The organism is Mycolicibacterium chlorophenolicum, assembly GCF_001044235.1.
Taxonomy (GTDB): Bacteria; Actinomycetota; Actinomycetes; order Mycobacteriales; family Mycobacteriaceae; genus Mycobacterium; species Mycobacterium chlorophenolicum.
Genome location: NZ_JYNL01000068.1, coordinates 224,642 through 247,149, shown reverse-complemented (window position 1 = coordinate 247,149; position 22,508 = coordinate 224,642). Strand labels below are relative to the sequence as shown.

At 67.1% G+C, this 22,508-nt stretch carries 22 protein-coding genes; 8 read left to right on the top strand and 14 right to left on the bottom strand.

The annotated features are described in order from the left end of the window. Nucleotides 1–1,062 carry an NAD-dependent epimerase/dehydratase family protein gene (locus MCHLDSM_RS29255; protein ID WP_048473294.1) on the bottom strand — a complete coding sequence of 354 codons (1,062 nt, stop codon included), beginning with the start codon at nucleotides 1,060–1,062 and terminating at the stop codon, nucleotides 1–3. 23 nt (nucleotides 1,063–1,085) lie between these two features. Between MCHLDSM_RS29255 and MCHLDSM_RS29250 the strand changes: the two genes are divergently transcribed. After that, the gene (locus MCHLDSM_RS29250) at nucleotides 1,086–1,922 is read left to right on the top strand and encodes a lysophospholipid acyltransferase family protein (RefSeq protein ID WP_048473293.1); all 837 of its coding nucleotides are present in this window, start codon (nucleotides 1,086–1,088) and stop codon (nucleotides 1,920–1,922) included. A gap of 5 nt (nucleotides 1,923–1,927) precedes the next feature. On the opposite strand, the gene MCHLDSM_RS29245 is transcribed toward MCHLDSM_RS29250, so the two are convergent. From MCHLDSM_RS29245 to MCHLDSM_RS29225, 5 genes are all read right to left on the bottom strand, one after another. Further along, nucleotides 1,928–3,361 carry a WS/DGAT/MGAT family O-acyltransferase gene (locus tag MCHLDSM_RS29245; protein WP_048473292.1) on the bottom strand — a complete coding sequence of 478 codons (1,434 nt, stop codon included), beginning with the start codon at nucleotides 3,359–3,361 and terminating at the stop codon, nucleotides 1,928–1,930. 54 nt (nucleotides 3,362–3,415) lie between these two features. Next, a complete protein-coding gene (locus MCHLDSM_RS29240) occupies nucleotides 3,416–4,438 on the bottom strand; it encodes a phosphotransferase (RefSeq protein WP_174545780.1) in 1,023 nt (340 codons plus the stop codon). 65 nt (nucleotides 4,439–4,503) lie between these two features. After that, nucleotides 4,504–5,340: a mycofactocin-coupled SDR family oxidoreductase gene (locus MCHLDSM_RS29235; protein ID WP_048473409.1), complete on the bottom strand. Its 837-nt coding sequence runs from the start codon at nucleotides 5,338–5,340 to the stop codon at nucleotides 4,504–4,506. A 41-nt stretch (nucleotides 5,341–5,381) separates the two neighbouring features. Next, nucleotides 5,382–6,506, bottom strand: a complete 1,125-nt coding sequence (locus MCHLDSM_RS29230; RefSeq protein ID WP_174545793.1) for a cytochrome P450 — start codon at nucleotides 6,504–6,506, stop codon at nucleotides 5,382–5,384. Between the two features lie 332 nt (nucleotides 6,507–6,838). Then, entirely contained in the window at nucleotides 6,839–7,558 is a 720-nt protein-coding gene (locus MCHLDSM_RS29225; RefSeq protein WP_082162147.1) for a TetR/AcrR family transcriptional regulator, read from the bottom strand. 139 nt (nucleotides 7,559–7,697) lie between these two features. Here MCHLDSM_RS29225 and MCHLDSM_RS29220 point away from each other — a divergent pair, with 139 nt between their 5' ends. Next, nucleotides 7,698–8,480, top strand: coding sequence for an enoyl-CoA hydratase (locus tag MCHLDSM_RS29220; RefSeq protein WP_048473290.1), 783 nt, complete (start codon nucleotides 7,698–7,700; stop codon nucleotides 8,478–8,480). Between the two features lie 90 nt (nucleotides 8,481–8,570). On the opposite strand, the gene MCHLDSM_RS29215 is transcribed toward MCHLDSM_RS29220, so the two are convergent. The 7 genes from MCHLDSM_RS29215 to MCHLDSM_RS29185 are packed head-to-tail and all read right to left on the bottom strand — an operon-like array spanning nucleotide 8,571 to nucleotide 14,358. Further along, nucleotides 8,571–9,395 carry an acyl-CoA dehydrogenase family protein gene (locus tag MCHLDSM_RS29215; RefSeq protein WP_048473289.1) on the bottom strand — a complete coding sequence of 275 codons (825 nt, stop codon included), beginning with the start codon at nucleotides 9,393–9,395 and terminating at the stop codon, nucleotides 8,571–8,573. A gap of 2 nt (nucleotides 9,396–9,397) precedes the next feature. Next, entirely contained in the window at nucleotides 9,398–10,519 is a 1,122-nt protein-coding gene (locus MCHLDSM_RS29210) for an acyl-CoA dehydrogenase family protein (RefSeq protein ID WP_048473288.1), read from the bottom strand. Further along, nucleotides 10,516–10,947: a nuclear transport factor 2 family protein gene (locus MCHLDSM_RS29205; protein WP_048473287.1), complete on the bottom strand. Its 432-nt coding sequence runs from the start codon at nucleotides 10,945–10,947 to the stop codon at nucleotides 10,516–10,518. The genes MCHLDSM_RS29210 and MCHLDSM_RS29205 overlap by 4 nt, the downstream gene beginning before the upstream one ends. Next, nucleotides 10,928–12,163 (bottom strand): metal-dependent hydrolase family protein, encoded by a 1,236-nt coding sequence (locus MCHLDSM_RS29200; protein WP_048473286.1) that lies wholly within the window; start codon nucleotides 12,161–12,163, stop codon nucleotides 10,928–10,930. The genes MCHLDSM_RS29205 and MCHLDSM_RS29200 overlap by 20 nt, the downstream gene beginning before the upstream one ends. Beyond that, nucleotides 12,163–12,507, bottom strand: a complete 345-nt coding sequence (locus tag MCHLDSM_RS29195; protein WP_048473285.1) for a hypothetical protein — start codon at nucleotides 12,505–12,507, stop codon at nucleotides 12,163–12,165. Before MCHLDSM_RS29195 ends, MCHLDSM_RS29200 begins: the two co-directional genes overlap by 1 nt. Continuing rightward, nucleotides 12,500–13,816, bottom strand: coding sequence for an aromatic ring-hydroxylating oxygenase subunit alpha (locus MCHLDSM_RS29190; protein WP_048473284.1), 1,317 nt, complete (start codon nucleotides 13,814–13,816; stop codon nucleotides 12,500–12,502). The genes MCHLDSM_RS29195 and MCHLDSM_RS29190 overlap by 8 nt, the downstream gene beginning before the upstream one ends. Nucleotides 13,817–13,821: 5 nt before the next feature. Further along, a complete protein-coding gene (locus MCHLDSM_RS29185) occupies nucleotides 13,822–14,358 on the bottom strand; it encodes a carboxymuconolactone decarboxylase family protein (protein WP_048473407.1) in 537 nt (178 codons plus the stop codon). A 263-nt stretch (nucleotides 14,359–14,621) separates the two neighbouring features. Here MCHLDSM_RS29185 and MCHLDSM_RS29180 point away from each other — a divergent pair, with 263 nt between their 5' ends. From MCHLDSM_RS29180 to MCHLDSM_RS29155, 6 genes are all read left to right on the top strand, one after another. After that, nucleotides 14,622–15,917: an amidohydrolase family protein gene (locus tag MCHLDSM_RS29180; RefSeq protein WP_048473283.1), complete on the top strand. Its 1,296-nt coding sequence runs from the start codon at nucleotides 14,622–14,624 to the stop codon at nucleotides 15,915–15,917. Between the two features lie 110 nt (nucleotides 15,918–16,027). After that, nucleotides 16,028–17,194 carry an acyl-CoA dehydrogenase family protein gene (locus tag MCHLDSM_RS29175; protein WP_048473406.1) on the top strand — a complete coding sequence of 389 codons (1,167 nt, stop codon included), beginning with the start codon at nucleotides 16,028–16,030 and terminating at the stop codon, nucleotides 17,192–17,194. A gap of 24 nt (nucleotides 17,195–17,218) precedes the next feature. Further along, nucleotides 17,219–18,445: a CaiB/BaiF CoA transferase family protein gene (locus tag MCHLDSM_RS29170; protein ID WP_268782337.1), complete on the top strand. Its 1,227-nt coding sequence runs from the start codon at nucleotides 17,219–17,221 to the stop codon at nucleotides 18,443–18,445. Further along, on the top strand, nucleotides 18,438–19,238 hold the full coding sequence (locus MCHLDSM_RS29165; protein ID WP_048473282.1) for an enoyl-CoA hydratase/isomerase family protein: 801 nt from the start codon (nucleotides 18,438–18,440) through the stop codon (nucleotides 19,236–19,238). The genes MCHLDSM_RS29170 and MCHLDSM_RS29165 overlap by 8 nt, the downstream gene beginning before the upstream one ends. Beyond that, nucleotides 19,239–20,384 (top strand): thiolase family protein, encoded by a 1,146-nt coding sequence (locus MCHLDSM_RS29160; protein ID WP_048473281.1) that lies wholly within the window; start codon nucleotides 19,239–19,241, stop codon nucleotides 20,382–20,384. 15 nt (nucleotides 20,385–20,399) lie between these two features. After that, complete coding sequence (locus tag MCHLDSM_RS29155; protein WP_048473280.1) at nucleotides 20,400–21,548, top strand: acyl-CoA dehydrogenase family protein; 1,149 nt, start codon at nucleotides 20,400–20,402, stop codon at nucleotides 21,546–21,548. Between the two features lie 12 nt (nucleotides 21,549–21,560). Here the strand turns inward: MCHLDSM_RS29155 and MCHLDSM_RS29150 are convergent, their stop codons facing one another. Continuing rightward, complete coding sequence (locus MCHLDSM_RS29150) at nucleotides 21,561–22,448, bottom strand: phytanoyl-CoA dioxygenase family protein (protein ID WP_048473279.1); 888 nt, start codon at nucleotides 22,446–22,448, stop codon at nucleotides 21,561–21,563. Nucleotides 22,449–22,508: the final 60 nt, after the last annotated feature.

Here is a 22,508-nt window from a genome sequence, read left to right as displayed (position 1 = left end):
CTAGGAGTCCGGCGACGGATCGCCCAGCTTGCGCCGGACCGCGCCCCAGGGGTCGGCATACTTCCCGGGCTGCTTCCAGTAGGCCGCGCGACGCTGCAGGATCGCCTTCACCAGCGGCGCCGCCAGTGGTAGTACGTACCGTGCCGGTCCGGCCCGCCTGGCCGCCTCGTCGAGCATGTCCTGCCACGAATGGTGCTGGAAATTCAGCGCTTCCTGCGCTCGAGTGGTGTCCATCCAGTCGGTGACGAACCAGTCCTCGTCGCTGTCGGGATCGCCCTTGCGCCCGGTGGGCAGTCCGTTTCTCAGTCCTCGTGCCGCGGCCAGCGCCGGGCCGACCTGCCCCTGCAGCACGCGGTGGGAATCGTCGCCGGCGATCAACAGGATCTCGCCGACCACATCGGCGGTGGTGGCAGCGGCGAACGCCCACGCGACATCGCGGACGTCGACGGTGTGCAACCTGCCGTCGGTGGGCAGTGTGCTCTCGAAGTACAGCGCGTCGATCGAGAACGGAATGGCGTCGGGGTCGACGCTGAGCACGCCACCCAGGCGCAGCACCACCCAGTTCAGCGAGGAGTCCCGGACGATCGTCTCGGCCTCGGCCTTGTGGGCGCTGTAGAGGTCGGAGTGCTTCATCGGCGTGTCGGCGGTGACCGGGCCGGTGGCGCGATGCGGATTGCGTGCCCCGTACACCGCGTTGCTCGACGCCTGGACGAATCGCGGTGGAGCGGGCTGGGATTCGGCGATCCTGACCAGAGTGGCCGTGGCATCGACGTTGACCCGCCGGGCCAGCGCACGATTCTTGTAGATCCCCGGCGGGATGATCGCGGCGAGGTGGACGATGACTTCCGGCGCGACCTCGGCGACCAGGCGCCCGGTCTGCTCGGCGTCGGTCAGGTCGGCCCAGTGCACCGTGACGCCCCCGGGAAGCTGTTCTGCGGCCTTGCGGTTGGCCGGCGTGTCGAGATCGGCGACCACGACCGTACGGCCGAGTTCGGCCAGGCGTCGCACGGTGGCGGACCCGACGAGGCCGAACCCTCCGGTGACCAGCACCGTTCCCGGCATTCAAGCTCCCCTCACCTGCGAATATGACATTCTTCGAAAGCGAGAGTAGCATCTCCGAAACGATGGCCGAGGAGCAGGCCGAGACGGCCAAGTGGGATCCGGCACTCGCCCGGCAGATCACGGCGCGAGTGGCGCCGCTGATCAAACGATACTTCCGTGCCGAGGTCCGCGGGCTGGAGGCCATGCCCGCCACCGGGGGCGCGCTCGTGGTCTCGAATCACTCCGGCGGCATGCTCACGCCCGATGTCCTGGTCTTCGCGCCCGAGTTCTACAAGCGGTTCGGCTTCGCGCGCCCGTTGTACACCCTGGCACACTACGGCGTCTTCCTCGGTCCGCTCGGCGATGTCCTGCGGCGTGCCGGCGTCATCGAGGCCAGCCGTGAGAACGCCGCCAAGGCACTGCGTTCCGGCGCGGTCGTGCTCGTCTTCCCCGGCGGCGACTACGACTCCTACCGGCCGACCCTGACCGCCAACGTGGTCGACTTCGCCGGCCGGACCGGCTATGCACGCACCGCGATCGAAGCGGGCGTTCCGATCGTGCCGGTGGTCTCGATCGGTGCGCAGGAAACTCAGATGTTCCTGGCGCGCGGCGACGGCATCGCCCGCCGGATCGGCCTGACCCGTGCGCGGATGGAGATCCTGCCCGTGAGCATCGGGTTCCCGTTCGGTCTCTCGGTGATCTTCCCGCCCAACATCCCTCTGCCGTCGAAGATCGTCACGCGCGTGCTGGCGCCCATCGACGTCGCCGCGGAGTTCGGCGACGATCCGAACATCGACGAGGTCGATCTGCACGTGCGGGCGGTGATGCAGGCGGCGCTCGACGAGTTGGCGCGCGAGCGGCGCTTCCCGATCCTCGGCTGACCCGCTCAGTCGACGGTCGCCGGCGGCATCGCGGTGGCAACGCTTCTCGGCGGCGTCAGTCCGCAGGCCCGACGCAGGTCGCCGAAGGCGTCCACCATCGCGTCGGTCGCCTCGTGCGGGTCGGTGAACGTTGAGTCGTCGGAGAGCACAGCGATATCGAGTTGATCGACATAACTCCACACCGTCATGTTGAACGCGCTCCCGGCCGACAGCACGCCGACCGAATAGATCTCGCTGACCGGCGCGCCGCCGATGTGGCCGCGTTGCCGCGGTCCGGGCACGTTCGAGATCGCGACGTTCATCAGCCGGTTGTGGTCGGCACGCGTGGACTGCGCGCGAAACAGTGCCGGCGCCAACGGTGGTGGCAGGTACTCGAGCATCCGGCCCTGCAGCGTGGGACCCAGCAGATCGTTCACCTCCTTGGCGCGCGTGCTGGCCACGGAGGTCAGCTCGACGCGCCGCAGCGGATCCGCGACATGCACCGGCAGGGACACCATCATGCCGCCGATCTCGTTTCCGGTGACCCTCTCGGTGGACTTGTCGGTGGCGACGGGCACCGTCGCCATGATGGGGCGATCCGCGTGACCGTCATAGCGCAGCAACAGCTCCCGCAGGCCGCCCGCCGCGACGGACAGCACGACGTCGTTGAACGTCACCGACAGCGTCCTGGCCGTCTCCTTCACCTCGGCGAGCGACACCGTGGCGGTGGCGAAGGTGCGCACCGGCGACACCACGTGATTGAGAAAGGTCGAGGGCGCGCTGAAGGGCTTGGCGAGGTCCGGATCGTTGCGGCGATCCCGCGTCCGCCTGCGCAGCCGCGCGACACCGCGGGCGGCGTCGGCAACCAGACCGGGTAGTCGGGCCATGTTGTGGATGTGGTCGAGCTGGGCCTCCCACAGCAGTTGCCCTGCAGACGGCGCCTCACAGCTCTGCGGAGGCTCGTCGCGCTCGTCCTGGGCGGGGCCGGACAGATCCATCAGCCGTGCAAGCAGATTCGCCGAGGCGACACCGTCGGCGAGTGTGTGGTGGACTTTGCCGATGAGCGCGAAGCGGTCCGCAGCCATCCCCTCGGCGAAGTGGAACTCCCACAGCGGCCGGCTGCGGTCCAGCGGCGTGCTGGCGATCTCGCCGATCAACCGGTCGAGTTCGCGCCGGCCGCCGGGCGCAGGCACGCGTACACGGCGCAGGTGGTAGTCGAGATCGACCGGGCAGTCCTGCAACCACATCGGATGATGCAGCCGCCACGGGATGTCGACGAGGCGGTAGCGCAACGGTTCCAGCAGATGAAGTCGGCGGGCGACGGTGCGCCGAAACGCCTCGAATCCGTAGTCACCGTCGTAGTCGGCGGCGTCGATGACGGCGATCTTCAGCGTGTGCGTGTGCAGATTCGGCGTCTCGCTGTACAACAACATGGCGTCCATGCCGTTGAGGCGCTTCATGGAAGAACATGCAACCACTCGGGCGTCATGATCAACGCCGTTTCGCCGAATGGGTCAACCGCAGACGGACTCGATTGCCTGACGGGTGTCGAGGTCGACGAATGCCGCGCCGTAGCGCTGTGCGAAGGCGAGGCAGATGTCGGCGCGTTGCCATGCGTCGCCGCCCGAGAGGGTGGCCATCCAGATCGCGAGGCCGTGCGCCACCGAGGCCCGGTAGTGCAGCCAGATGTCCTGCTCGGCGGGAAGTTCCGCTACCGGAAGGCGCAGCGCATCCCGGTATTCGCCGAGCAGTGCGCGTTCGGAGCTGCGGCGATCCTCGATGGTCAGGGCGCCTTGGAGGAAGTAGCCGAGATCCAAGGAGTAGTTGCCGCGACGGACCATCTGCCAGTCCAGGAACCCGACCGTGCCGTCAGGCAACACGTAGGTGTTGCCGATGTGCGGATCGCCGTGCAACAGCGTGGGAGCCGGGCCCGGCTCCGTGAGCGAGCCGATGTAGCGGGCCCAGATGTCGGAGAACAGGTCGGTGCCTGACAGTTCGAGGATCTCGGTGGGCACCGAATCGCCCAGTCGCTCGTGCGCGATGTGCAGCGGCGCGTACTCCAGCCCTGCGAACGCGACGAACGGCTCCAGCCAGTTCAGCTCCGTCCTCGACGTCAGCCGATGGCCCCAATACCGACTGTGTAGACCGGCCAGGCCCCGTACACCCGAGGCGACCTGCTCGACGGTCATCGGCCGCGTGGCGTCGCGCGGATCAGCGCCGCGGGCCACGATGTCCTCCATGACCATCAGGAAGTTCCGTCGGTCCTCGTCGATCACTGCGGCATAGACTGCGGGATGATCGAGTGGCAGTGGCACTTTCGCAGAAAACAGTCTCGGCTCGTGGTAGAGCCCGCTGGTCAGTTCCACCAGATCGGCGTGCTCCGGATCCACCGCCTTGGCGAACACCGTCGGCGGACCGTCACCGGCGGAGTACTCCAGGGCCAGCCGAGCCCTCCGGTTCGTGCCGTCGTCTCGCAGGACAACGCGCACGTCGTTCACCATGACACCCGGAAAATGCTCTGCCAGAGCAGCTGTCATCCAGGCTGGGGTGATCTCGTCCCACCCTCGAGGGACCACCGGATCATCCCGATTCGCTGCGGTGGTCACTTCAGGCAGCTGCCCCCGTCGACGGGAAGGGTGACACCGGTGACGAACCGCGCCTCGTCGGAGGCCAGGAACAGCACGGCGTTGGCGACGTCCTCCGGTTCGACCCAGCCGATGGGCAGGGTGTGCATCAGCTGACCGACGACCTTCATGTCCTCCGGCCCCGGGTTCTCCAGGTCGGGCCGGAACAGTTTCATCGTGGGCTCGTTCATGAACAGCGGGGTGTTCACGTTGGTGGGATGGACTGAGTTGACACGGATGTTGTGCGCGCCGAGTTCCACCGCGAAGGTCCGCATCAGGCCGACGACACCGTGTTTCGCGGCGACGTAGTGCCCGGTGTGCGGGTAGGCCTTCAGGCCGCCGACCGAACTGGTCAGGACGATCGAACCGCCGTTGCCGCCGGCCAGGATGTGCGGCACACCGGCCTTGACGGTCTTCCACACTCCGGACAGGTTCACCCCGATCATGTCGTCCCAGTCCGGCTCACCGGTCTCATGCAGCAGCTGGCCGCCGTTGCCGATGCCCGCATTGGCGACGATGATGTCGAGCTTGCCGAACTCCTCGACACCGGCGTCGACAGCGCTCTTGAGAGCGTCGAAGTCACGCACGTCGACCTCTGCCGTGTGGATGCGACCGCCGGCGTTCTTGACCAGGTCCGCGGTTTCCGCCAGGTCCTCGGAGGTGGACAGCGGGATCCGCACCGTGTCGATCTGCCGGCAGATGTCGACGGCGATGATGTCGGCGCCCTCTTGCGCCAGCCGGACGGCATGTGCCCGGCCTTGTCCGCGCGCGGCTCCGGTGATGAAGGCGACCTTGCCTTCGACGCGTCCCGTCATGGTCATCAATCCTTCTGTGTCGTAACGTCAGTGAGGGTTCGTCAGGGGATGAAGGTGGGCATGGACTGCCAGCCGCGGACGGCGGTGGTCTGGGACGGGACCGCGTGAGACCAGTCCACCTCCCAGGTCGGGAATCGCTTGAGGATCTCCTCGAGCGCGATCCGGCCCTCGAGGCGCGCCAGCGCGTTGCCCATGCAGAAATGTGTCCCGGCGCCGAACGTCATGTGCGATCGCACCTCTCGGTGGATGTCGAACACGTCGCCGTCGGGCGGGAAGCGCCGATGGTCGCGGTTTGCCGCACCCATCAGCAGCAGGATCGCGCTGCCCTCCGGCACGGTCTGTCCGTAGTACTCGGTGTCGCGGGCGACGTACCGGGCCACCTGCAGCGCGGGCGGCTCCCACCGCAGGATCTCTTCGATCGCCTGGGGGATCAGCGAGGGATCCTCGGCGAGTTGACGACGTTGGTCGGGGTGGTCGGCCAGCGTCTTGCCCGCCCAGCCGATCAGACGCGTCGTCGTCTCGGCGCCCGCCGTGGCGATCACCGTCAGATACATCAGCAGTTCGTCGCGGCGCAGCCGGCGCACGGTGCCGGTCTCGTCGGTGAACTCGACGTTGAGCAGGTCGGTCATGATGTCGTCGGAGGGGTGCTCGGTGCGGTAGTCGATGAACTCCGCGAAAACCTCACCCGTGGCCCACTGCCCGATCTCCGTGCTCTGCAGCGTCGCCTCGCCGTGGTCGGTCACCCGGCGCTGGTCGGCCTCGGGGATGCCCAACAGCATGCCGATGACACGCATGGGCATCTGCTCGCCCAGGTCGTTGACGAAGTCGAACCGGCCGGAGCCGATCAGCGGGTCGAGGCAGCGCGCCGTGAACTCGCGGATCCGCGGCTCGAGTGCGAGCACCTTGCGGGGGGTGAACATGCGCGACAACAGATTGCGATGGATGTTGTGGATCGGCGGATCCTCGAAGATCAGGGTGCCCGGCGGAATCTCCATGCCCGACTTGATGATCTCGAGCAGCGCGCCGCGGCCGGAGATGAACGTGCTGTGGTCGATGAGCGCCTTGTTGACGTCGTCGAACCGGCTCAGCGCGTAGAAGTCGTGCTTGACGTTGTGGTACAGCGGCGCTTCCTCGCGCAAGCGCGCGAACACCGGGTAGGGGTTCATGTTGAGGTCGACGCTGTAGGGGTCGTAGTACAGCTCGCCGGCGGTCTCGGCGTCCTGGACGTCGGGGTTCTCGGCACTGATCGTCACGGTGTCCCTCTCGCTGACCACGTCTCTGCGTAAGACATCGGGCTGCAATGTGTCTCACACTCTGACATCGCATGCCGTGGGGTGTCAATGACCGACTCACTCCGAGCGAGTGAGACTCTCAAAAAAAAGAATGGTCCTCTCAGGCGCCTGTGAGAGAACGGCTGCCGCGTGACAGCAGAAGGAAGTTCTGTCAATTGCCCGTGCTTGTCGGCACGAGTGAAGAGTGAGGTTCTCGCCGGGCCCGGTCAGTCGGCGGCGAAGCCGTGGGCGCAGAAGTCCCACACCTCGTCGGCCGTGATCGGGTGCGCGGCGCCCTCGCCGACGTCCCCGCTCGACTGGGCGACGAACATCACGGTCTGCATGGTGATGGCCGCCATGCGCTTGGGATTGACACCGTCGCGGAGCAGGCCGGCGGCTCCGGCATCCTCCATCAACTCGGTCAGGAGCGCGAGGAGCGGCGCATGAGCGACCTTGACCTCGGAGGGGTGGGACACCAGCAGTCGCGGAGCGAAATCGGTGAAGAGCGGCCGCTTGGCGGCCGGATCGGGTCGCGATGACTCGAACAGCAGGGAGATCGCCACTTTGAGTCGCTCGAGGGGATCCTCCTGGCCGGCGGTCGCGGCGCGGATCTGTTCCGCCGAACGGCTCAGCGCGTCTTCGAAGAGTGCGAGCAGGAGTTCGTGCTTGCCGTCGAACTGGAGGTAGAAGCTGCGCAACGACTGGCGGGAGCGGTCGACGACCTCCTGCACCGTGAAGTCGGTGCTGCCCTTCTCGATGATGATCGCCTGTGCGGCGTCGAGGAACCGTTGCACCCGCTGAGCGGCGCGCAACTTGGCGGTCTTGATCGAACGCTCGACCGCCCGCTGCTTCCAGGCCGGCTCCTCGCTGGCGCTGGTCACCGGCGGCTCAGACGCAGGCCGACTGGGAAGAACATGAACTGACTGTACCGGAGAACGCCGTGACATAGCGGTCTAGGACCCCCTCTCGGCCGACGTGTCAGAGATTGTAACTTCCTCATCACGAGAATAGTATTCTCATTTTGGTGATAACAGAAGGCCCAGTCTTCCCTGCGATACCGGGCTTCCCGACACCCGAGGACGGGCCGTGTACATCGACTACGACGTGACCGACACCATCGCGACGATCACCCTGAACCGTCCCGAGGCGGCCAACGCGCAGAACCCCGAGCTGCTCGATGAACTCGATGCAGCATGGACGCGGGCGGCCCAGGATCCAGGCGTCGCGGTGATCGTGCTGCGCGCCAACGGCAAACACTTCTCCGCGGGTCACGATCTGCGCGGCGGCGGACCGGTGCCGGACAAGATCACGTTGGAGTTCATCATCGAGCACGAGGCGCGGCGCTACCTCGAGTACACCTTGCGCTGGCGCAATGTTCCCAAGCCGTCGATCGCTGCGGTGCAGGGCCGCTGCATCTCGGGCGGTCTGCTGCTGTGCTGGCCCTGCGATCTGATCGTCGCGGCCGACGACGCGCAGTTCTCCGATCCGGTGGTCCTGATGGGTATCGGGGGTGTCGAATACCACGGGCACACGTGGGAATTGGGGCCGCGCAAGGCCAAGGAGATCCTGTTCACCGGACGTGCGATGACGGCCGAGGAGGTGCTGGCCACCGGCATGGTGAACAAGGTGGTGCCCCGCGCCGAGCTCGACAGCCAGACCAGGGCGCTGGCCGAACAGATCGCGAAGATGCCGCCGTTCGCGCTGCGGCAGGCCAAGCGCGCGGTGAACCAGACGCTGGACGTGCAGGGCTTCTACGCCGCGATCCAGTCGGTGTTCGACATCCACCAGACCGGGCACGGCAACGCGCTCAGTGTCGGGGGATGGCCGGTGCTGGTGGATCTCGAGCACATGAAGGCCAACATCACCTAGAAGATCGGTGCGAGCGTGCGTGGACTCGCGCCAGAGCCCGGAGTGTCGCCCGCAGACACGCACCCTCGCCGTGGGTGGCGAGCACATGCCTCAGAGGTCGGCCAGGCGCGGTGCCGAGCCGCGGGCCCGCAGGCCGGCGCCGGCCCGGCGGGTGAGTTCCCGTGAGCTGCCCAGCAATCCGTCCAGCACCAGCACCCGCTCGACGTGACGGTGCAGCTCGTGTTCGGCGGTGAAGCCGATGCCGCCGAGCACCTGCTGACAGTTCTTCGCGGCGGTCAGCGCCGCTTTGCCCGCGGCCGCTTTGGCGAGCAGCGCGGTCAGATCAGGGTTGTCCACGGCGGGCAGGCTCAGCGTCGCCTCGGCGCCCTCGATGGCCACCAGCGTCTCGGCCAGCCGGTGCCGGACCGCCTGGAAGCCGGAGATCGGCTTGCCGAACTGGACCCGGTCCAGCGCGTGCCGCCGAGCCAGCGCCACCATTGCCCGCGCGGAGCCCACCAGCCACCAGCCCACCGCCACCCGTGCCTCGGCCAGCCGGATCGGATAGCCCTCCTCCTCGCGACGCAACGGCAGACCGCCCAGCGTCGGCTCGGCGGTGGCCGGGCTGATGCGATCCCACACCACCCACGTGTTGCCGGCGTACGGCAGCGGCAGTTCGACGGTGTCGCCGATCGTGTTGCCGGTGGCATGCAGTACGACGTCGACGAGTACCGAAGCGTGCGTGCCCGTTTCGCCGAGGAGCCGGAACACCAGCGGCACCGCGACCTCCGGGGTGTCCGTGAGCATGTCGGCCCAGCCCAGTTCCGCCAGGCCGGCGTCGAGCTTCGGGCCCGACGCCGACAGCATGGTCGTGCGCAGCGCGGCCTCCAGCATGTCGAGTGACTCGCGGTCCAGTGTGTCGTCGATTCCGGTGGCCATGGTCACTCCTTGCCGAGATCGAGCAGACGGCGCGCGATGATGTTGCGCTGCACTTCGGCCGTGCCGCCGTAGATGGTGGCCGCGCGCGAGTACAGATACTCGGTGCGCCAGGGGGTGTCGTCGAGCTCGACGACACCCGGGAGCAGATCGCGTGCGGTGTCGTAGAGCCGCTGCTCGGCAGTGGCCAGCAGCACCTTGTCCACCGAGGTGTCCGGTCCGAGTTTGTGCCCGGCGGCGAGCCGGTGCTGGGTGGCCCGCGACCGGCAGCGCAGGGTGTGCAGCGCCAGATACGTCTCACCCATGTCCGAGTCCACGGCCTGCCCCTGCGCCTTCACCTCGGCGATCAACGCGTCGAACCGTGCGTACAGGTAGGCGATGCGCTGCCAGAAGCAGGTGGAGCGTTCGTAGGGAAGCAGATCCATGGCCAGCCGCCAGCCGTCGCCGGGCGCGCCCAGCATCCGGCTGCGCTCGACGACGACGTCGTCGAAGTAGACCTCGCAGAATTCGTCGACGCCGTGCATGGTGCGCAGCGGACGTACGGTGATTCCCGGGGTGTCGAGGTCGACGAAGAACGCGGTGATGGCCTCGTGGTTCGGCACGTCCGGACCGCCGGTCCGGGTGAGCAGCACGCACCGGCGGGAGAACTGAGCGAAGCTCGTCCACACTTTCTGGCCGTTGACGATCCAGTCGTCCCCATGCGGGGCGGCGCGAGTGGTCAGCGACGCGAGATCGCTGCCCGACCCGGGTTCTGAAAACCCTTGGCACCACATCTCTTCTCCGCTGAGCAGCTTGGGCACCATCTCGGCGGCGAGCGCGGGGGAGGCATAGTCGATCATGGTCGGCGCCAGCACCTCGAGCATCGAGTAAGGTCCCGGCTCGACCAGCCGACGGCCCACCACCTCCTCGCCGACGATGGCGCGCAGGATGGCGGGACCGCCGAGTCCGCCGGCGTGCTCGGGCCAGCCGTAGCGGTTCCACCCGGCGTCGTACAGGGCGCGCTGCACCCGGGCGAACTGGCGCAGGTGTCCGTCGAGTGAGTGGTCGTCGGCCGGGCTCAGATCGTTCTCGCTCAGCCACGCCACCAGGTGCGTCCGGAACGTCGCCGGGTCGTGGAGGTCGCTCATCCCGCTTCAGGCCTCCCGATCGCGTGCGGGCGCCCGGAGTCGTGGTCGCCGTTGCGCCGGATGAAGGTCATCGCCCGGGTGCGCAGCCGCCACCCGTCGTCGGTGCGGACATAGGTGTCGTTGTAGTAGCCGATGCGCATGTCGTGTGTGCTGTGCTCGACGAAGCACAACGGTTGGGTTCCGGTCGCATCGTCGTCGCCTTCGACGAGGTCGACGAGCGCGGTACCGGTCATGAAGAGACCCTTGGGCGCCGCATCGACCAGAACCGGAAACCTGTTGAGCGTGTAGGTCTCACCGAATGCGCTGTAGGTCCCGTCCGGCGTGAAGACCTCGACCAACCCGTCGATGTCACCCTGGGTGATGGTGACGGCGTACTTGGCGAGGAGCTGCTGGATCTCGACCAGATCCTCAGTTCGCGTTGGTGTCATTCTTGTAGACCTTACCGCCCTTCATTACAAAAGAAACATCGCGTGTAACGCCGATGTCGGCGAGTGGATCCCCGGGCACCGCGATGATGTCGGCCAGGTAACCCTCGGCGATGCGGCCCAGCGAACCCGATCTGTCGATCAAGTCCGCGGCGACCACGGTCGCCGCCCGCAGCACCGCGTCGGGAGGCATGCCCCAGTCGACCAGCGTGACGAGTTCGTCGGCGTTCTTGCCGTGTGGGATCGCCGGGGCGTCGGTGCCGACCGCGATCTTCACCCCCGCCTCGTACGCTGCCTTGATCGACGTACGTGCCTTCGGGAACATCTCGGCTGCCTTGTCCTGCAACTCTTTCGGCGCCTTCGACACGTCCATGTACTCCGCGAGCCGCCGGGTGGTGACCAGGAAGCGGTCGTTGTCGACCAGCATCTGGATGGCTTCGTCGTCCATCAGGAATCCGTGCTCGATGCAGTCGATCCCGCACGCGACCGCATGCTTGACCGCTTCGGCGCCGTGGGTGTGCGCGGCGACCCGCAACCCCCGCCGGTGCGCCTCGTCGACGATGACGCGCAGTTCCTCGTCCGAATAGTGTTGTGCCCCCGCCTCTCCGGTCAGCGACATGACACCGCCCGAACAACAGACCTTGATCAGCTGCGCGCCGTGCTTGATCTGGTAGCGCACCGCCTTGCGGATCTCGTCGACCCCGTTGGCGATGCCCTCCTCGATCGTCAACTCGAGCACACCGGGCATGAACGCCGCGAACATCGTCGGGTCGAGGTGTCCGCCCGTCGGGGTGATCGCATGGCCGGCCGGGATGACGCGCGGGCCCTCGATCAAGCCGCCGTCGATGGCCTTGGACAGTGCGACGTCGAGCAGATAGCCGCCGGTCTTGACGAACAACCCGAGGTTGCGCACCGTGGTGAACCCGGCGCGCAGCGTGCGGCGCGCGTTGCCGACCGCGCGCAGAACGCGGGTGGGCGGGTCGTCCTGCACCTGGGACAGGCCGGGGTTCTCCCCGCGCCCGCCCATCAGCAGGTTGACCTCCATGTCCATCAGACCGGGCAGCAGGATGGCGTCGCCGAGGTCGAGGACGTCGGCGTCCGAGGCGATCTCGCCGCCCACGGAGACGATCCGGCCGTCATCGACCGTGACGATGCCCGGACGGATGATCTCCCCGGCGTCGACGTCGAGCAGGCCCGCGGCGGTGAGGGTCAGCGGCACTAGACCACCGGCTCCTTGATGATCTCGACCCAGGCTGCGCCGCTGTCGAGGACGCGCGGTTGCTTCCAGACCTCGATCGGGAACGACACCATCACCACGGACTGCATCAGGTGCATCAGGTTCTTGGCGTCCTCGGGCATGTCGTGCAGCGGAAAGCGGGCGTCCAGGTAGACCATCGCGTCCTCGAGCCGGGCCAGACCCGCGTCGTAGAGCTCCTGCATCTCGCTCATCGTCGAGGCCAGCCGCTTGGCGTAGCGCTCCGGTTCGGTCGCCAGGCACCAGTCGGTGAAGCGCTCCAGATCGGCGAACTCGGCGGGAAGCGCGACGGTCGTGGTCTCAGACATGGGCGGTGCTCCCGTTCGTGGCGGCCTTGGTCAGGCCGTTGGCTTCCTTGTACTCGTCAACGTAGCGGTGTGCGGTGTGATGGAGATGCCGAAGCAGGACTTCCTGGTCGCACAGCGGGAATTCGGTGACCGCGCGAGTGCCGACCTGGGTCTGCGTCGCCTCGAGGGTGTTGGCGTCCTGCAGCGCGTACTCCTTGAACGTCACCGCCGCCAACTCCTGGGAGAGCCGCTGGCGGGTGTTCTTCGGGGGGACGAAGTACAGGCTCGCCTCGAAGATGTGGGTGTCCACTCCCGTGGGCCAGTAGTGATAGGTCAGGTACCAGCCCGGGGCCCAGATCAACAGCGTGAAGTTCGGGAAGAACTCGAAAGAGTCCTGGCCCCAGAAGGGTTGGCGCGAAGGATTGATCGCCGGGGGCAACTCGTCGGCGGCAACCCCCTTGATGTCCGGCCGGTCCCACGGACCGAACAGTCCGCTGTGCAGGATCCGCTCGATCGGCTTGACCATGCTCTCGTCCTTGGGCGGCGACATGCCGCCCCAGGAGGAGATCATCGAGTGCTGGCCCTTGATGTCGTAGTGCAGTGCCTCGAAACCGATCTTGGCGAGCTTCTCGGCCTCCTCCTTGACCGCCTGCTTCATGTGCAGCACCGGGGCGTGGTAGAACTCGGTGAACGCGTCGATGAACAGCTTCCAGTTGGCCCTGATCTCCGAGCGGTAGCTGTAGACCTCCGTCATCTCGTGGAACGGATAGCCCTCCAGGCCCTTCGCGAAATCGCCGAGGTAGTCGATCAGCGGTTCGGCGTCGTCGTCGAAGTTGACGAAGATGAAGCCTTCCCAGACCTCGCAGCGCACCGGCTTGAGTCCGTAGTCGGCCTTGTCCACGTCGAAGAACTCGTCCTCCTGCTGGATGAAGGTGAGGTCGCCGTTGAGGGCGTAGCGCCACGCGTGGTACTTGCAGGTGAACTGCCGGCACGCTCCCGAAACCTCCTCGCCCGGATAGTCGTTCCAGACGAGCTTGTTTCCCCGGTGTCGGCACAGGTTGTAGAACGACCGGACGACGCCGTCCTTGTCCTTGACGATGATGATCGACGTCCCCGGGCCGACCGAGGGCATCTCCCGGGTAAAGTAACTGCCCACCTTGGGCAGCCGCTCCACGCGGCCCACGTTCAGCCAGCACTTGCGGAAAATGGCCTGCTGCTCCAGTTTCCAGTGCTCCGGGTCGATCGAGTCCGTGTAGTCGACCGGTGCGGTGCCCAGTTCCGGCCAGTTCTCGGTCCAGCTCCCGGCAGCAGGCTTGGGGAAGTGTGCCATGGATTTTACCTCTCTGTGTCGGGGTCGGGTTGAACCCCAAAGGTGTTGATGGCCATGGCCAGGGCGCCATAGCAACCGATCGTGAAGACGAGATCCATCAGTTGGTGCTCGTCGAGGTGGGCGGACAGCGTCGTCCAGGTCGGGTCGGTGACAGTCGAGTCGCCGCGCAACTCGTCGACGGCCGCCAGCACCGCGCGGTCGAGTTCATCGGACGCCTCGCCGTGCTCGATACCGGCGATGTCGGCGTCGGACAGTCCGGCGTCGCGGCCCATGGTGACGTGGTGGCGCCACTCGTAGTCGCAGCCGCTGAGCAGCGCGATACGCAGCACGGCCAGCTCGCGCAGCCGAGGCGGCAGGGTGGTTCCGTAGAGCAGGTGGAAGTTGAACCGGAGGAAGTTCCGGGCCAGTCTCGGGTGCCGCACGAGCGTGGCGACCAGATTTCCGGTCGCTTCGGGATTGCGCCGCTCGGCGGGCATCAGACCGGCCAGCGCCCCGTCGGCGGCGTCATCCCACTCGTCCGCCGGCAGCGGGGGGATGCGCACCTTCGCACTCCTCTCGATCATGAGAATCAGGTTCTCATATTTGAGCAACAGATTTCCAGTCCTCCGCCGAAACGTCAATCGACGTGCGCGTACTCGCGGGTCTTGCGGCGCCCGCCGGCGTCCCAACATTGCAGACAGGTGGCACAGCCGCGGTGCACGGACATTGATTCTCGCTGCTGGAGAAGCTAGTTTTCATGTAGAGGAAGCATCGGTCGGAAACGGCGCGTGACGTGGCAACGCGCGTGCGGAGGTGGAGGAGCGTCGTGAACAAGGACGACATGATCTTGATCAGCGTGGACGATCACATCGTCGAACCGCCGGACATGTTCAAGAACCACCTCCCGAAGAAGTACCTCGACGAGGCCCCCCGTCTGGTGCACAACCCGGACGGATCGGACACCTGGCAGTTCCGCGACGTGGTGATCCCGAATGTGGCGCTCAATGCAGTCGCGGGCCGGCCGAAGGAGGAGTACGGCCTGGAGCCACAGGGGCTCGACGAGATCCGGCCCGGCTGTTGGCAGGTCGACGAGCGGGTCAAGGACATGAACGCCGGCGGCATCCTCGGCTCGATGTGCTTCCCGTCGTTCCCCGGCTTCGCCGGCCGGCTCTTCGCCACCGAGGACCAGGAGTTCTCCCTGGCGTTGGTGCAGGCCTACAACGACTGGCATGTCGAGGAGTGGTGCGGCGCCTATCCGGCGCGCTTCATCCCGATGACGCTGCCGGTGATCTGGGATCCGGTGGCGTGCGCGGCCGAGATCCGCCGCAACGCCGCGCGCGGTGTGCACTCGCTGACGTTCTCGGAGAACCCCTCGGCCATGGGCTATCCCAGCTTCCACGACTTCGATCACTGGAAGCCGATGTGGGATGCACTGGTGGACACCGACACCGTGCTCAACGTCCACATCGGGTCGTCAGGCCGACTGGCCATCACGGCGCCGGACGCGCCGATGGACGTGATGATCACGCTGCAGCCGATGAACATCGTGCAGGCCGCCGCGGACCTGCTGTGGTCGCGGCCGATCAAGGAGTACCCGGACCTCAAGATCGCGCTGAGCGAGGGCGGCACCGGGTGGATCCCCTACTTCCTGGAGCGGGTGGACCGGACCTACGAGATGCACTCCACCTGGACGGGACAGGATTTCAAGGGCAAGCTGCCCAGCGAGGTCTTCCGGGAGCACTTCCTGACCTGCTTCATCGCCGACCCGGTCGGCGTGACGACCCGACACCAGATCGGGGTGGACAACATCTGCTGGGAAGCCGACTACCCCCACAGCGATTCGATGTGGCCGGGCGCTCCCGAACAGCTCGACGACGTGCTCAAGGCCAACGACGTTCCCGATGACGAGATCGACAAGATGACCTACGAGAACGCGATGCGGTGGTACAACTTCGACCCGTTCAGCCACTTGTCGAAGGAGCAGGCGACGGTCGGGGCGTTGCGCAAGGCCGCCGAGGGTCATGACGTCTCGATCCAGGCGCTGTCGCACAAGGAGAAGACCGGCGCCACCTTCGCCGATTTCGCCGCCAACGCCAAGCAGTTGACGGGCAACAAGGACTGAGCGACATCTCTCGCCGAAATGGCATTCCGGCAGGGGAAGATCGAGTGGACGCCTGCCGGAATGCATGTTCGGCGGGTAGTGAGACCGAGGAGATGGTTATGCCGAGCGGCATGAGTTTCGAGCTGAGCGACGATCAGGAACTGATCCGCAAGTCCGTGGCCGAGTTGTGCGCCCGGTTCGACGATCACTACTGGCTCGAGAAGGACCAGGCGCACGAATTCCCCCAGGAGTTCTACGACGCCATCGCCTCTGGTGGCTGGCTGGGCATGACGATCCCGGAGGAGTACGGCGGACACGGTCTGGGCATCACGGAAGCGACCCTGCTGCTCGAGGAGGTGTCCCGGTCCGGTGCGGCGATGAACGGCGCCAGCGCGATCCACCTGTCGATCTTCGGCATGCAGCCGGTGGTCAAACACGGCTCCGACGAGCTCAAGGCCGAGACGCTGCCCCGCATCGTCGACGGTGATCTGCACGTCTGCTTCGGCGTCACCGAACCCGGTGCCGGACTGGACACCTCGCGGATCACGACGTTCGCCAGGCGGGAGGGCGACCACTACCGCGTCAACGGCCGCAAGGTGTGGATCTCCAAGGCACTGGAGTCGGAGAAGATCCTGCTGCTGACCCGCACGACGCTGTATGACGAGGTGGCCAAGAAGACCGATGGCATGACGCTGTTCCTGACCGACCTGGATCGCGCGCACGTCGACATCCGCCCCATCAAGAAGATGGGCCGCAACGCGGTCAGCTCCAACGAGCTGTTCATCGACGACCTCATGGTGCCGGTCGCCCACCGCGTCGGGGAGGAAGGCCAGGGCTTCAGGTACATCCTCGACGGCCTGAATCCGGAGCGGATGCTGATCGCCGCCGAGGCGCTGGGCATCGGCCGGGTCGCGCTGGAGAAGGCGGTCACGTACGGCAACGAGCGGCACGTGTTCAACCGTCCGATCGGGATGAACCAGGGCCTGCAGTTCCCCCTGGCGGACTCCCTGGCCCGGCTCGACGCCGCCGAACTCGTGCTGCGCAAGGCCACCTGGCTCTACGACAACGGCAAACCCTGTGGGCGTGAAGCGAATACGGCCAAATACTTGTGCGCCGATGCCGGCTTCGGGGCCGCCGACCGGGCGCTGCAGCTGCACGGCGGCATGGGCTACTCCGAGGAGTATCACGTCGCGCGATACTTCCGCGAAGCGCGGCTGATGAAGATCGCGCCGGTCAGTCAGGAGATGATCCTGAACTTCCTCGGCGAGCACGTGCTCGGCCTCCCGCGCAGCTACTGATGCCGTCCGTGGTTATCTGAACGCGTGTCAACTCCGACTGCCGCGCCGCTGGCCGGTGTCACCGTGGTCGCGATGGAGCAGGCTGTCGCGGCGCCGATGTGCACCCGCGTCCTCGCCGACTTCGGCGCCCGCGTCATCAAGGTGGAGAATCCCGACGGCGGTGACTTCGCCCGCCACTACGACGACGTCGTCAACGGCCCGGCCGGTCTGGCCGCCCACTTCGTGTGGTGCAACCGCGGCAAGGAATCGGTGGCGCTGAACACGAAATCGCCTGCGGGCCGGGAATTGCTGCACCGGTTGCTCGACCATGCCGACGTGTTCGTGTCCAACCTGGCGCCCGGCGCCACGGCACGGCTGGGCGTGGCGCCCGCCGATCTCGCTGAGCGCCACCCCGACGTCATCCCGGTCGAGATCGACGGATACGGGCCTGGCGGCCCGATCTCCCACAAGCGCGCGTACGACCTCCTGGTGCAGGCCGAGTCGGGGTCGTGCGCGATCACCGGCTCGCCAGGCATGCCCGCCAAGCCGGGACCCGCGATGGCCGATTTCACCACCGGCCTGTACGCCGCGATGTCGATCGTGACGCTGCTGTACCGGCGCGAGCGGCGGCCGCGGCCTGGTCCGGCGCCGTCGGTCGAATTGAGTCTGTTCGACGTGATGACCGACGTGATGGGTTACGCGCTGACCTACACCCAGCATTCGGGCATCGACCAGGAGCCGCTGGGCGTCGGTTCGCCGGCCGTCGCGCCCTACGGCGCATACCCCACCCGCGACGGTCACACCGTGGTGCTGGGCACCACCAACGACCGCGAATGGCAGCGGGTGGCGCGGGAGATCATCAACCGCCCCGATCTGGCCGCGGACGCCCGGTTCGCGACGAATCCCGGCCGCTGCGCCCACCGGCAGATTCTCGACGACGCGATCGGATCCTGGTGTGCGCGACACGATCTGGCCGACATCCAGAAGACGGCCGACGACGCGGGAATCGGCAACTCCCGGTTCAACAAACCCAGCGAGGTCGTGGTCCATCCCCAGCTGAGCGCCCGGGACCGGTGGCGGACCGTGGCGAGCCCGAAGGGCGACATCCCCGCGCTGCGGCCGCCACCGGTCATCAGCGACTTCGAACAGCCGATGGGCGCGATACCCGACCTCGGTGAGCACACCGACGCGGTGCTCACCGAACTGGGAGTCACGGCCGAAGAACTCGCGCGGCTGCGCGCCGAGGGGGCGATCGGACCCGCCGATGAGTGACGACGTCCTGCTGTGCGCCGACCGCGACGGGGTACGCACGCTGACCCTGAACCGGCCCGAGCGCCGCAACGCGCTGGACGCGCGGCTGTGGCTGGAGCTGGCCGACGCGCTCCGGCAGGTCAAGCGTGACCCCCATGTTCGGGTGCTGGTGCTGACCGGCGCGGGCGGCGCGTTCAGCTCCGGAGCCGACATCGCGACCGGCGAGAAGGTCCACCCGCGGCACAAGCTGGACCGTCTCACCGACGTGGCGCTGGCGCTGCACGAGCTCGCGGTACCGACCATCGCCAAGGTCACCGGCATCGCCGTCGGCGCAGGCTGGAATCTGGCGCTCGGCTGCGATCTCGTCGTCGCCACCCCGCAGTCCCGGTTCAGCCAGATCTTCGCCAAGCGCGGGCTGTCGGTCGACCTCGGCGGGTCGTGGCTACTCCCGCGGATCGTCGGCCTGCAACAGGCCAAGCGCCTCGTTCTGCTCGCCGACATGATCGATGCGCAGGAGGCGCACGCCCTGGGATTGGTCACCTGGGTCACGCCCGATGACGAGATCGACGTGTTCGTCGACGATCTCGCCGACCGGCTCGCCGCCGGGCCGCCGTTCGCGCTGGCGCAGAGCAAGGCGCTGCTCAACGACGGCGCGACGGCGACACTGCAACAGGCACTGGCCAACGAGGCCCGGGCGCAACCGGGCAACTTCGCCACCGCTGATGCGGGCGAGGCGTATGCCGCGTTCGCGACCAGACGCGACCCGCAGTTCAGTGGGGCGTGGGCGTTGTACGACGACGAGGAGCAGAGGTAGATGCGAGAAACGGTGATCGTGGGAGCAGTGCGCACACCGGTCGGCAAGCGCAACGGGGGACTGTCCGATCAGCACGCGGCCGACCTGTCGGCACTGGTGCTCAACGAACTGATCGAGCGGACCGGGGTCGACACCGACGTGATCGACGACGTCGTCTGGGGCTGCGTGTCCCAGGTGGGCGACCAGTCCAGCAACATCGGCCGCTACGCGGTGCTCGCCGCGGGGTGGCCCGAGCACATCCCCGGCACCACCGTGAACCGGGCCTGCGGCTCCAGCCAGCAGGCGCTCGACTTCGCCGTGCAAGCGGTGATGTCGGGTCAGCAGGAGGTGGTGGTCGCCGGGGGAGTGGAGGTGATGAGCCGCGTGCCGCTGGGCGCCGCACGTGCCACCGGCATGCCCTACGGGCCGAAAGTACTTGCCCGCTACGACGATTTCTCGTTCAATCAAGGCATCTCGGCGGAGATGATCGCGCAGCAGTGGGGCTTCTCGCGCGCCCGGCTGGACGAGTATTCGGCCCGCTCGCACGAGCTCGCCGCAGCCGCCCAGGACGCGGGCGCGTTCACCGATCAGATCGTTCCCGTCGTCACCGAGGGCGGTGTCGTCACCGATGACGAGGGGATCCGGCGCGGCACGACGGTGGAGAAGCTGGCCGGCCTCAAGCCCGCGTTCACCGACGACGGCGTCATCCACGCCGGCAATTCCTCGCAGATCTCCGATGGGGCTGCGGCCCTGCTGGTGATGACCGCCGAGAGCGCGGTGCAGCTCGGCCTGACCCCGCTCGCGCGCTACCGCGCGGGTGCTGTCACCGGTGCGGACCCGAAACTGATGCTGACCGGACCGATTCCGGCGACGGAGAAGGTGCTGCACAAGGCCGGCCTCGACGTGTCGGAGATCGGTGTGTTCGAGGTCAACGAGGCGTTCGCGCCGGTTCCGCTGGCCTGGCTGGCCGACACGGGTGCCGACGAGGCGAAATTGAATCCGCTGGGTGGCGCCATCGCACTGGGACATCCGCTCGGCGCGTCCGGGGCGGTGTTGATGACGCGGATGATCCATCACATGCGCGACAACGGAATTCGCTACGGATTGCAGACGATGTGCGAGGGCGGCGGTACCGCCAACGCCACCGTCGTCGAGCTCGTGAGCTGACGGGGGACGACGCGGATGCGCAGAGATCTGTTCACCGAGGACCACGAGGCGTTCCGGGAGCTCGCGCGCGACTTCGTGGAGAAGGAGGTCGTGCCGCACTACCCGCAGTGGGAGCAGGGTGGGCGGATGCCGCGCGAGGTCTTCGAGAGGATGGGGGAGCTGGGAATCCTGGGGGTGTCCATTCCCGAGGAGTACGGCGGCGGCGGCCAGTCGGACTACCGCTACAACGTGGTGCTGCAGGAGGAGGCGGCCCGCGCGCTCGTCACGCTGTCCACGGTGCGCACTCAACTCGAGGTGATCCTGCCGTACTTCCTGCACTATGCGAACGACGAGCAGCGGGCGCGCTGGTTTCCCGGGCTGGCGGCAGGGACCCTGCTCACCGCGATCGCGATGACCGAGCCCGGCACCGGGTCCGATCTCGCGGGCATGCGCACCACCGCAGTCCGGGATGGGGACGACTACATCGTCAACGGCGCCAAGACCTTCATCACGGGCGGGATGCAGGCCGACCTGGTGATCGTCGTCGCGCGTACGTCGACCGATCCGGACAACCGCCGCGCGGGGCTGACCCTGCTCGTCGTCGAGGACGGCATGGACGGCTTCACCCGTGGCCGCGAGCTGCAGAAGATGGGCTGCAAGGTGCAGGACACCGCCGAACTGTCGTTCGTCGACGTGCGGGTGCCTGCGGCGAATGTGCTCGGCGAAGTGGACGAGGCGTTCGGCTACCTGGGCCACAACCTGGCCCAGGAGCGGCTGACGGTGGCTGTCGGCTCGGTGGCGCAGGCTCGTTCGGCGATCGCCGCGGCCATCGATTACACGCAGCACCGCACGGCGTTCGGCACGCCGGTGGCGTCGTTCCAGAACACCAAGTTCGAGCTCGCCGCCTGTTCGACGGAGGTCGAGGCGGCGCAGGCGATGCTGGACCGGGCCGTCGCGCTGCACGTCGACGGTGAGCTCTCCGGTGCCGACGCGGCCCGGGTCAAGTTGTTCTGCACGGAGATGCAGCAGCGTGTCGTGGACCGCTGCCTGCAGCTGTTCGGCGGGTACGGCTACATGATGGAATACCCGATCGCACGGCTGTACACCGATGCGCGGGTGGCCCGTATCTACGCGGGCACCAGCGAGGTGATGAAGGTGATCATCGCCAAATCGCTTGGGCTGTGAAGATTGTGCGCGTCACTCGCTGTGGGTCAGCTGATCGGTGAACGCGGCGCCGGCGTCACCAGCCAGTCGACTGCCGTCGAAGCCGTACCCGATCGCGTCACCGCGCAGGGCGCGCAGCGGATCCTCGAAATCACGGAAATAGCCCATCGCCCAGGCGCCCTCCTGATAGCCGATCAACCTCAGCAGGTCGTCGTCGAGGGTGCGTGCGACCTCGGGTGGAACCGAGAGGAATTGGTTCTCCTCCTGGCGCACCCAGCCCACGCAGTAGTTGACGTTGATCGCGCGGCGCACCTGCTGCGAGCGGTTGGCGCCCCCGCTGTGCACGATCTTGCCGGTGTAGATCAGCACCGAGCCGCGTGACATCTCGGCCTGAAGGCAGTCGGCATCGGAGTAGTCGGTGGGCTTCTTCCCGCCGCTCTGGCTTCCGGGCACCACGCGGGTGGCGCCCATCTCGGCCGTGTAGTCCGACAGGGCCCACAGCGTGTTGCACTGCACGTGGTAATCGTCGGGAAACGGATAGAAGTCGAACGCGTTCTGATCCCGGTGCAGCGCCTGCGCCGACTCACCCGGCTCGATCGAGATCACCTGGGTCAACATCAGCTGAAACGCCGACGCGTGGCCGAGGAAGTCGCCGCACACGCCGAGGACCGTCGGATCCTGCACGAGTGTCCGGCAGGCGGGTGACCGGGCGATCAGTGCGCCGGTGCGGCGGGTTCGCTGGCCGATCATGGCGTTGTAGCCCAGTGGGGTCGCCGCGACATGCGGTGCGAGTTCGTCGGAGATGGTGTCCATCAACCCGGCAGGGGCGAGATCGTCGACGATGACGTATCCGTCGGTCCGGAGGCGGTCGGCGATCTCGTCCGGAGGTGTCGTGGCGGCGACATGCTGCAGTGCGGGCATGCCATCAAGTATTTCCGGAGCGATGTGTTGATCTGGTAAAACGGCGTCACGCTGGCGTTA

Coding starts and splice junctions, on each gene's coding strand:
- MCHLDSM_RS29225 (WP_082162147.1), bottom strand. CDS start 7,558: ATGTCACGGCGTTCTCCGGTACAGTCAGTTCATGTTCTTCCCAGTCGG.
- MCHLDSM_RS29240 (WP_174545780.1), bottom strand. CDS start 4,438: ATGACAGCTGCTCTGGCAGAGCATTTTCCGGGTGTCATGGTGAACGAC.
- MCHLDSM_RS29245 (WP_048473292.1), bottom strand. CDS start 3,361: ATGAAGCGCCTCAACGGCATGGACGCCATGTTGTTGTACAGCGAGACG.
- MCHLDSM_RS29205 (WP_048473287.1), bottom strand. CDS start 10,947: ATGACACCAACGCGAACTGAGGATCTGGTCGAGATCCAGCAGCTCCTC.
- MCHLDSM_RS29175 (WP_048473406.1), top strand. CDS start 16,028: ATGAGTTTCGAGCTGAGCGACGATCAGGAACTGATCCGCAAGTCCGTG.
- MCHLDSM_RS29190 (WP_048473284.1), bottom strand. CDS start 13,816: ATGGCACACTTCCCCAAGCCTGCTGCCGGGAGCTGGACCGAGAACTGG.
- MCHLDSM_RS29165 (WP_048473282.1), top strand. CDS start 18,438: ATGAGTGACGACGTCCTGCTGTGCGCCGACCGCGACGGGGTACGCACG.
- MCHLDSM_RS29195 (WP_048473285.1), bottom strand. CDS start 12,507: ATGTCTGAGACCACGACCGTCGCGCTTCCCGCCGAGTTCGCCGATCTG.
- MCHLDSM_RS29215 (WP_048473289.1), bottom strand. CDS start 9,395: ATGGCCACCGGAATCGACGACACACTGGACCGCGAGTCACTCGACATG.
- MCHLDSM_RS29230 (WP_174545793.1), bottom strand. CDS start 6,506: ATGAACCCCTACCCGGTGTTCGCGCGCTTGCGCGAGGAAGCGCCGCTG.
- MCHLDSM_RS29250 (WP_048473293.1), top strand. CDS start 1,086: ATGACATTCTTCGAAAGCGAGAGTAGCATCTCCGAAACGATGGCCGAG.
- MCHLDSM_RS29255 (WP_048473294.1), bottom strand. CDS start 1,062: ATGCCGGGAACGGTGCTGGTCACCGGAGGGTTCGGCCTCGTCGGGTCC.
- MCHLDSM_RS29150 (WP_048473279.1), bottom strand. CDS start 22,448: ATGCCCGCACTGCAGCATGTCGCCGCCACGACACCTCCGGACGAGATC.
- MCHLDSM_RS29155 (WP_048473280.1), top strand. CDS start 20,400: ATGCGCAGAGATCTGTTCACCGAGGACCACGAGGCGTTCCGGGAGCTC.
- MCHLDSM_RS29160 (WP_048473281.1), top strand. CDS start 19,239: ATGCGAGAAACGGTGATCGTGGGAGCAGTGCGCACACCGGTCGGCAAG.
- MCHLDSM_RS29210 (WP_048473288.1), bottom strand. CDS start 10,519: ATGAGCGACCTCCACGACCCGGCGACGTTCCGGACGCACCTGGTGGCG.
- MCHLDSM_RS29235 (WP_048473409.1), bottom strand. CDS start 5,340: ATGACGGGACGCGTCGAAGGCAAGGTCGCCTTCATCACCGGAGCCGCG.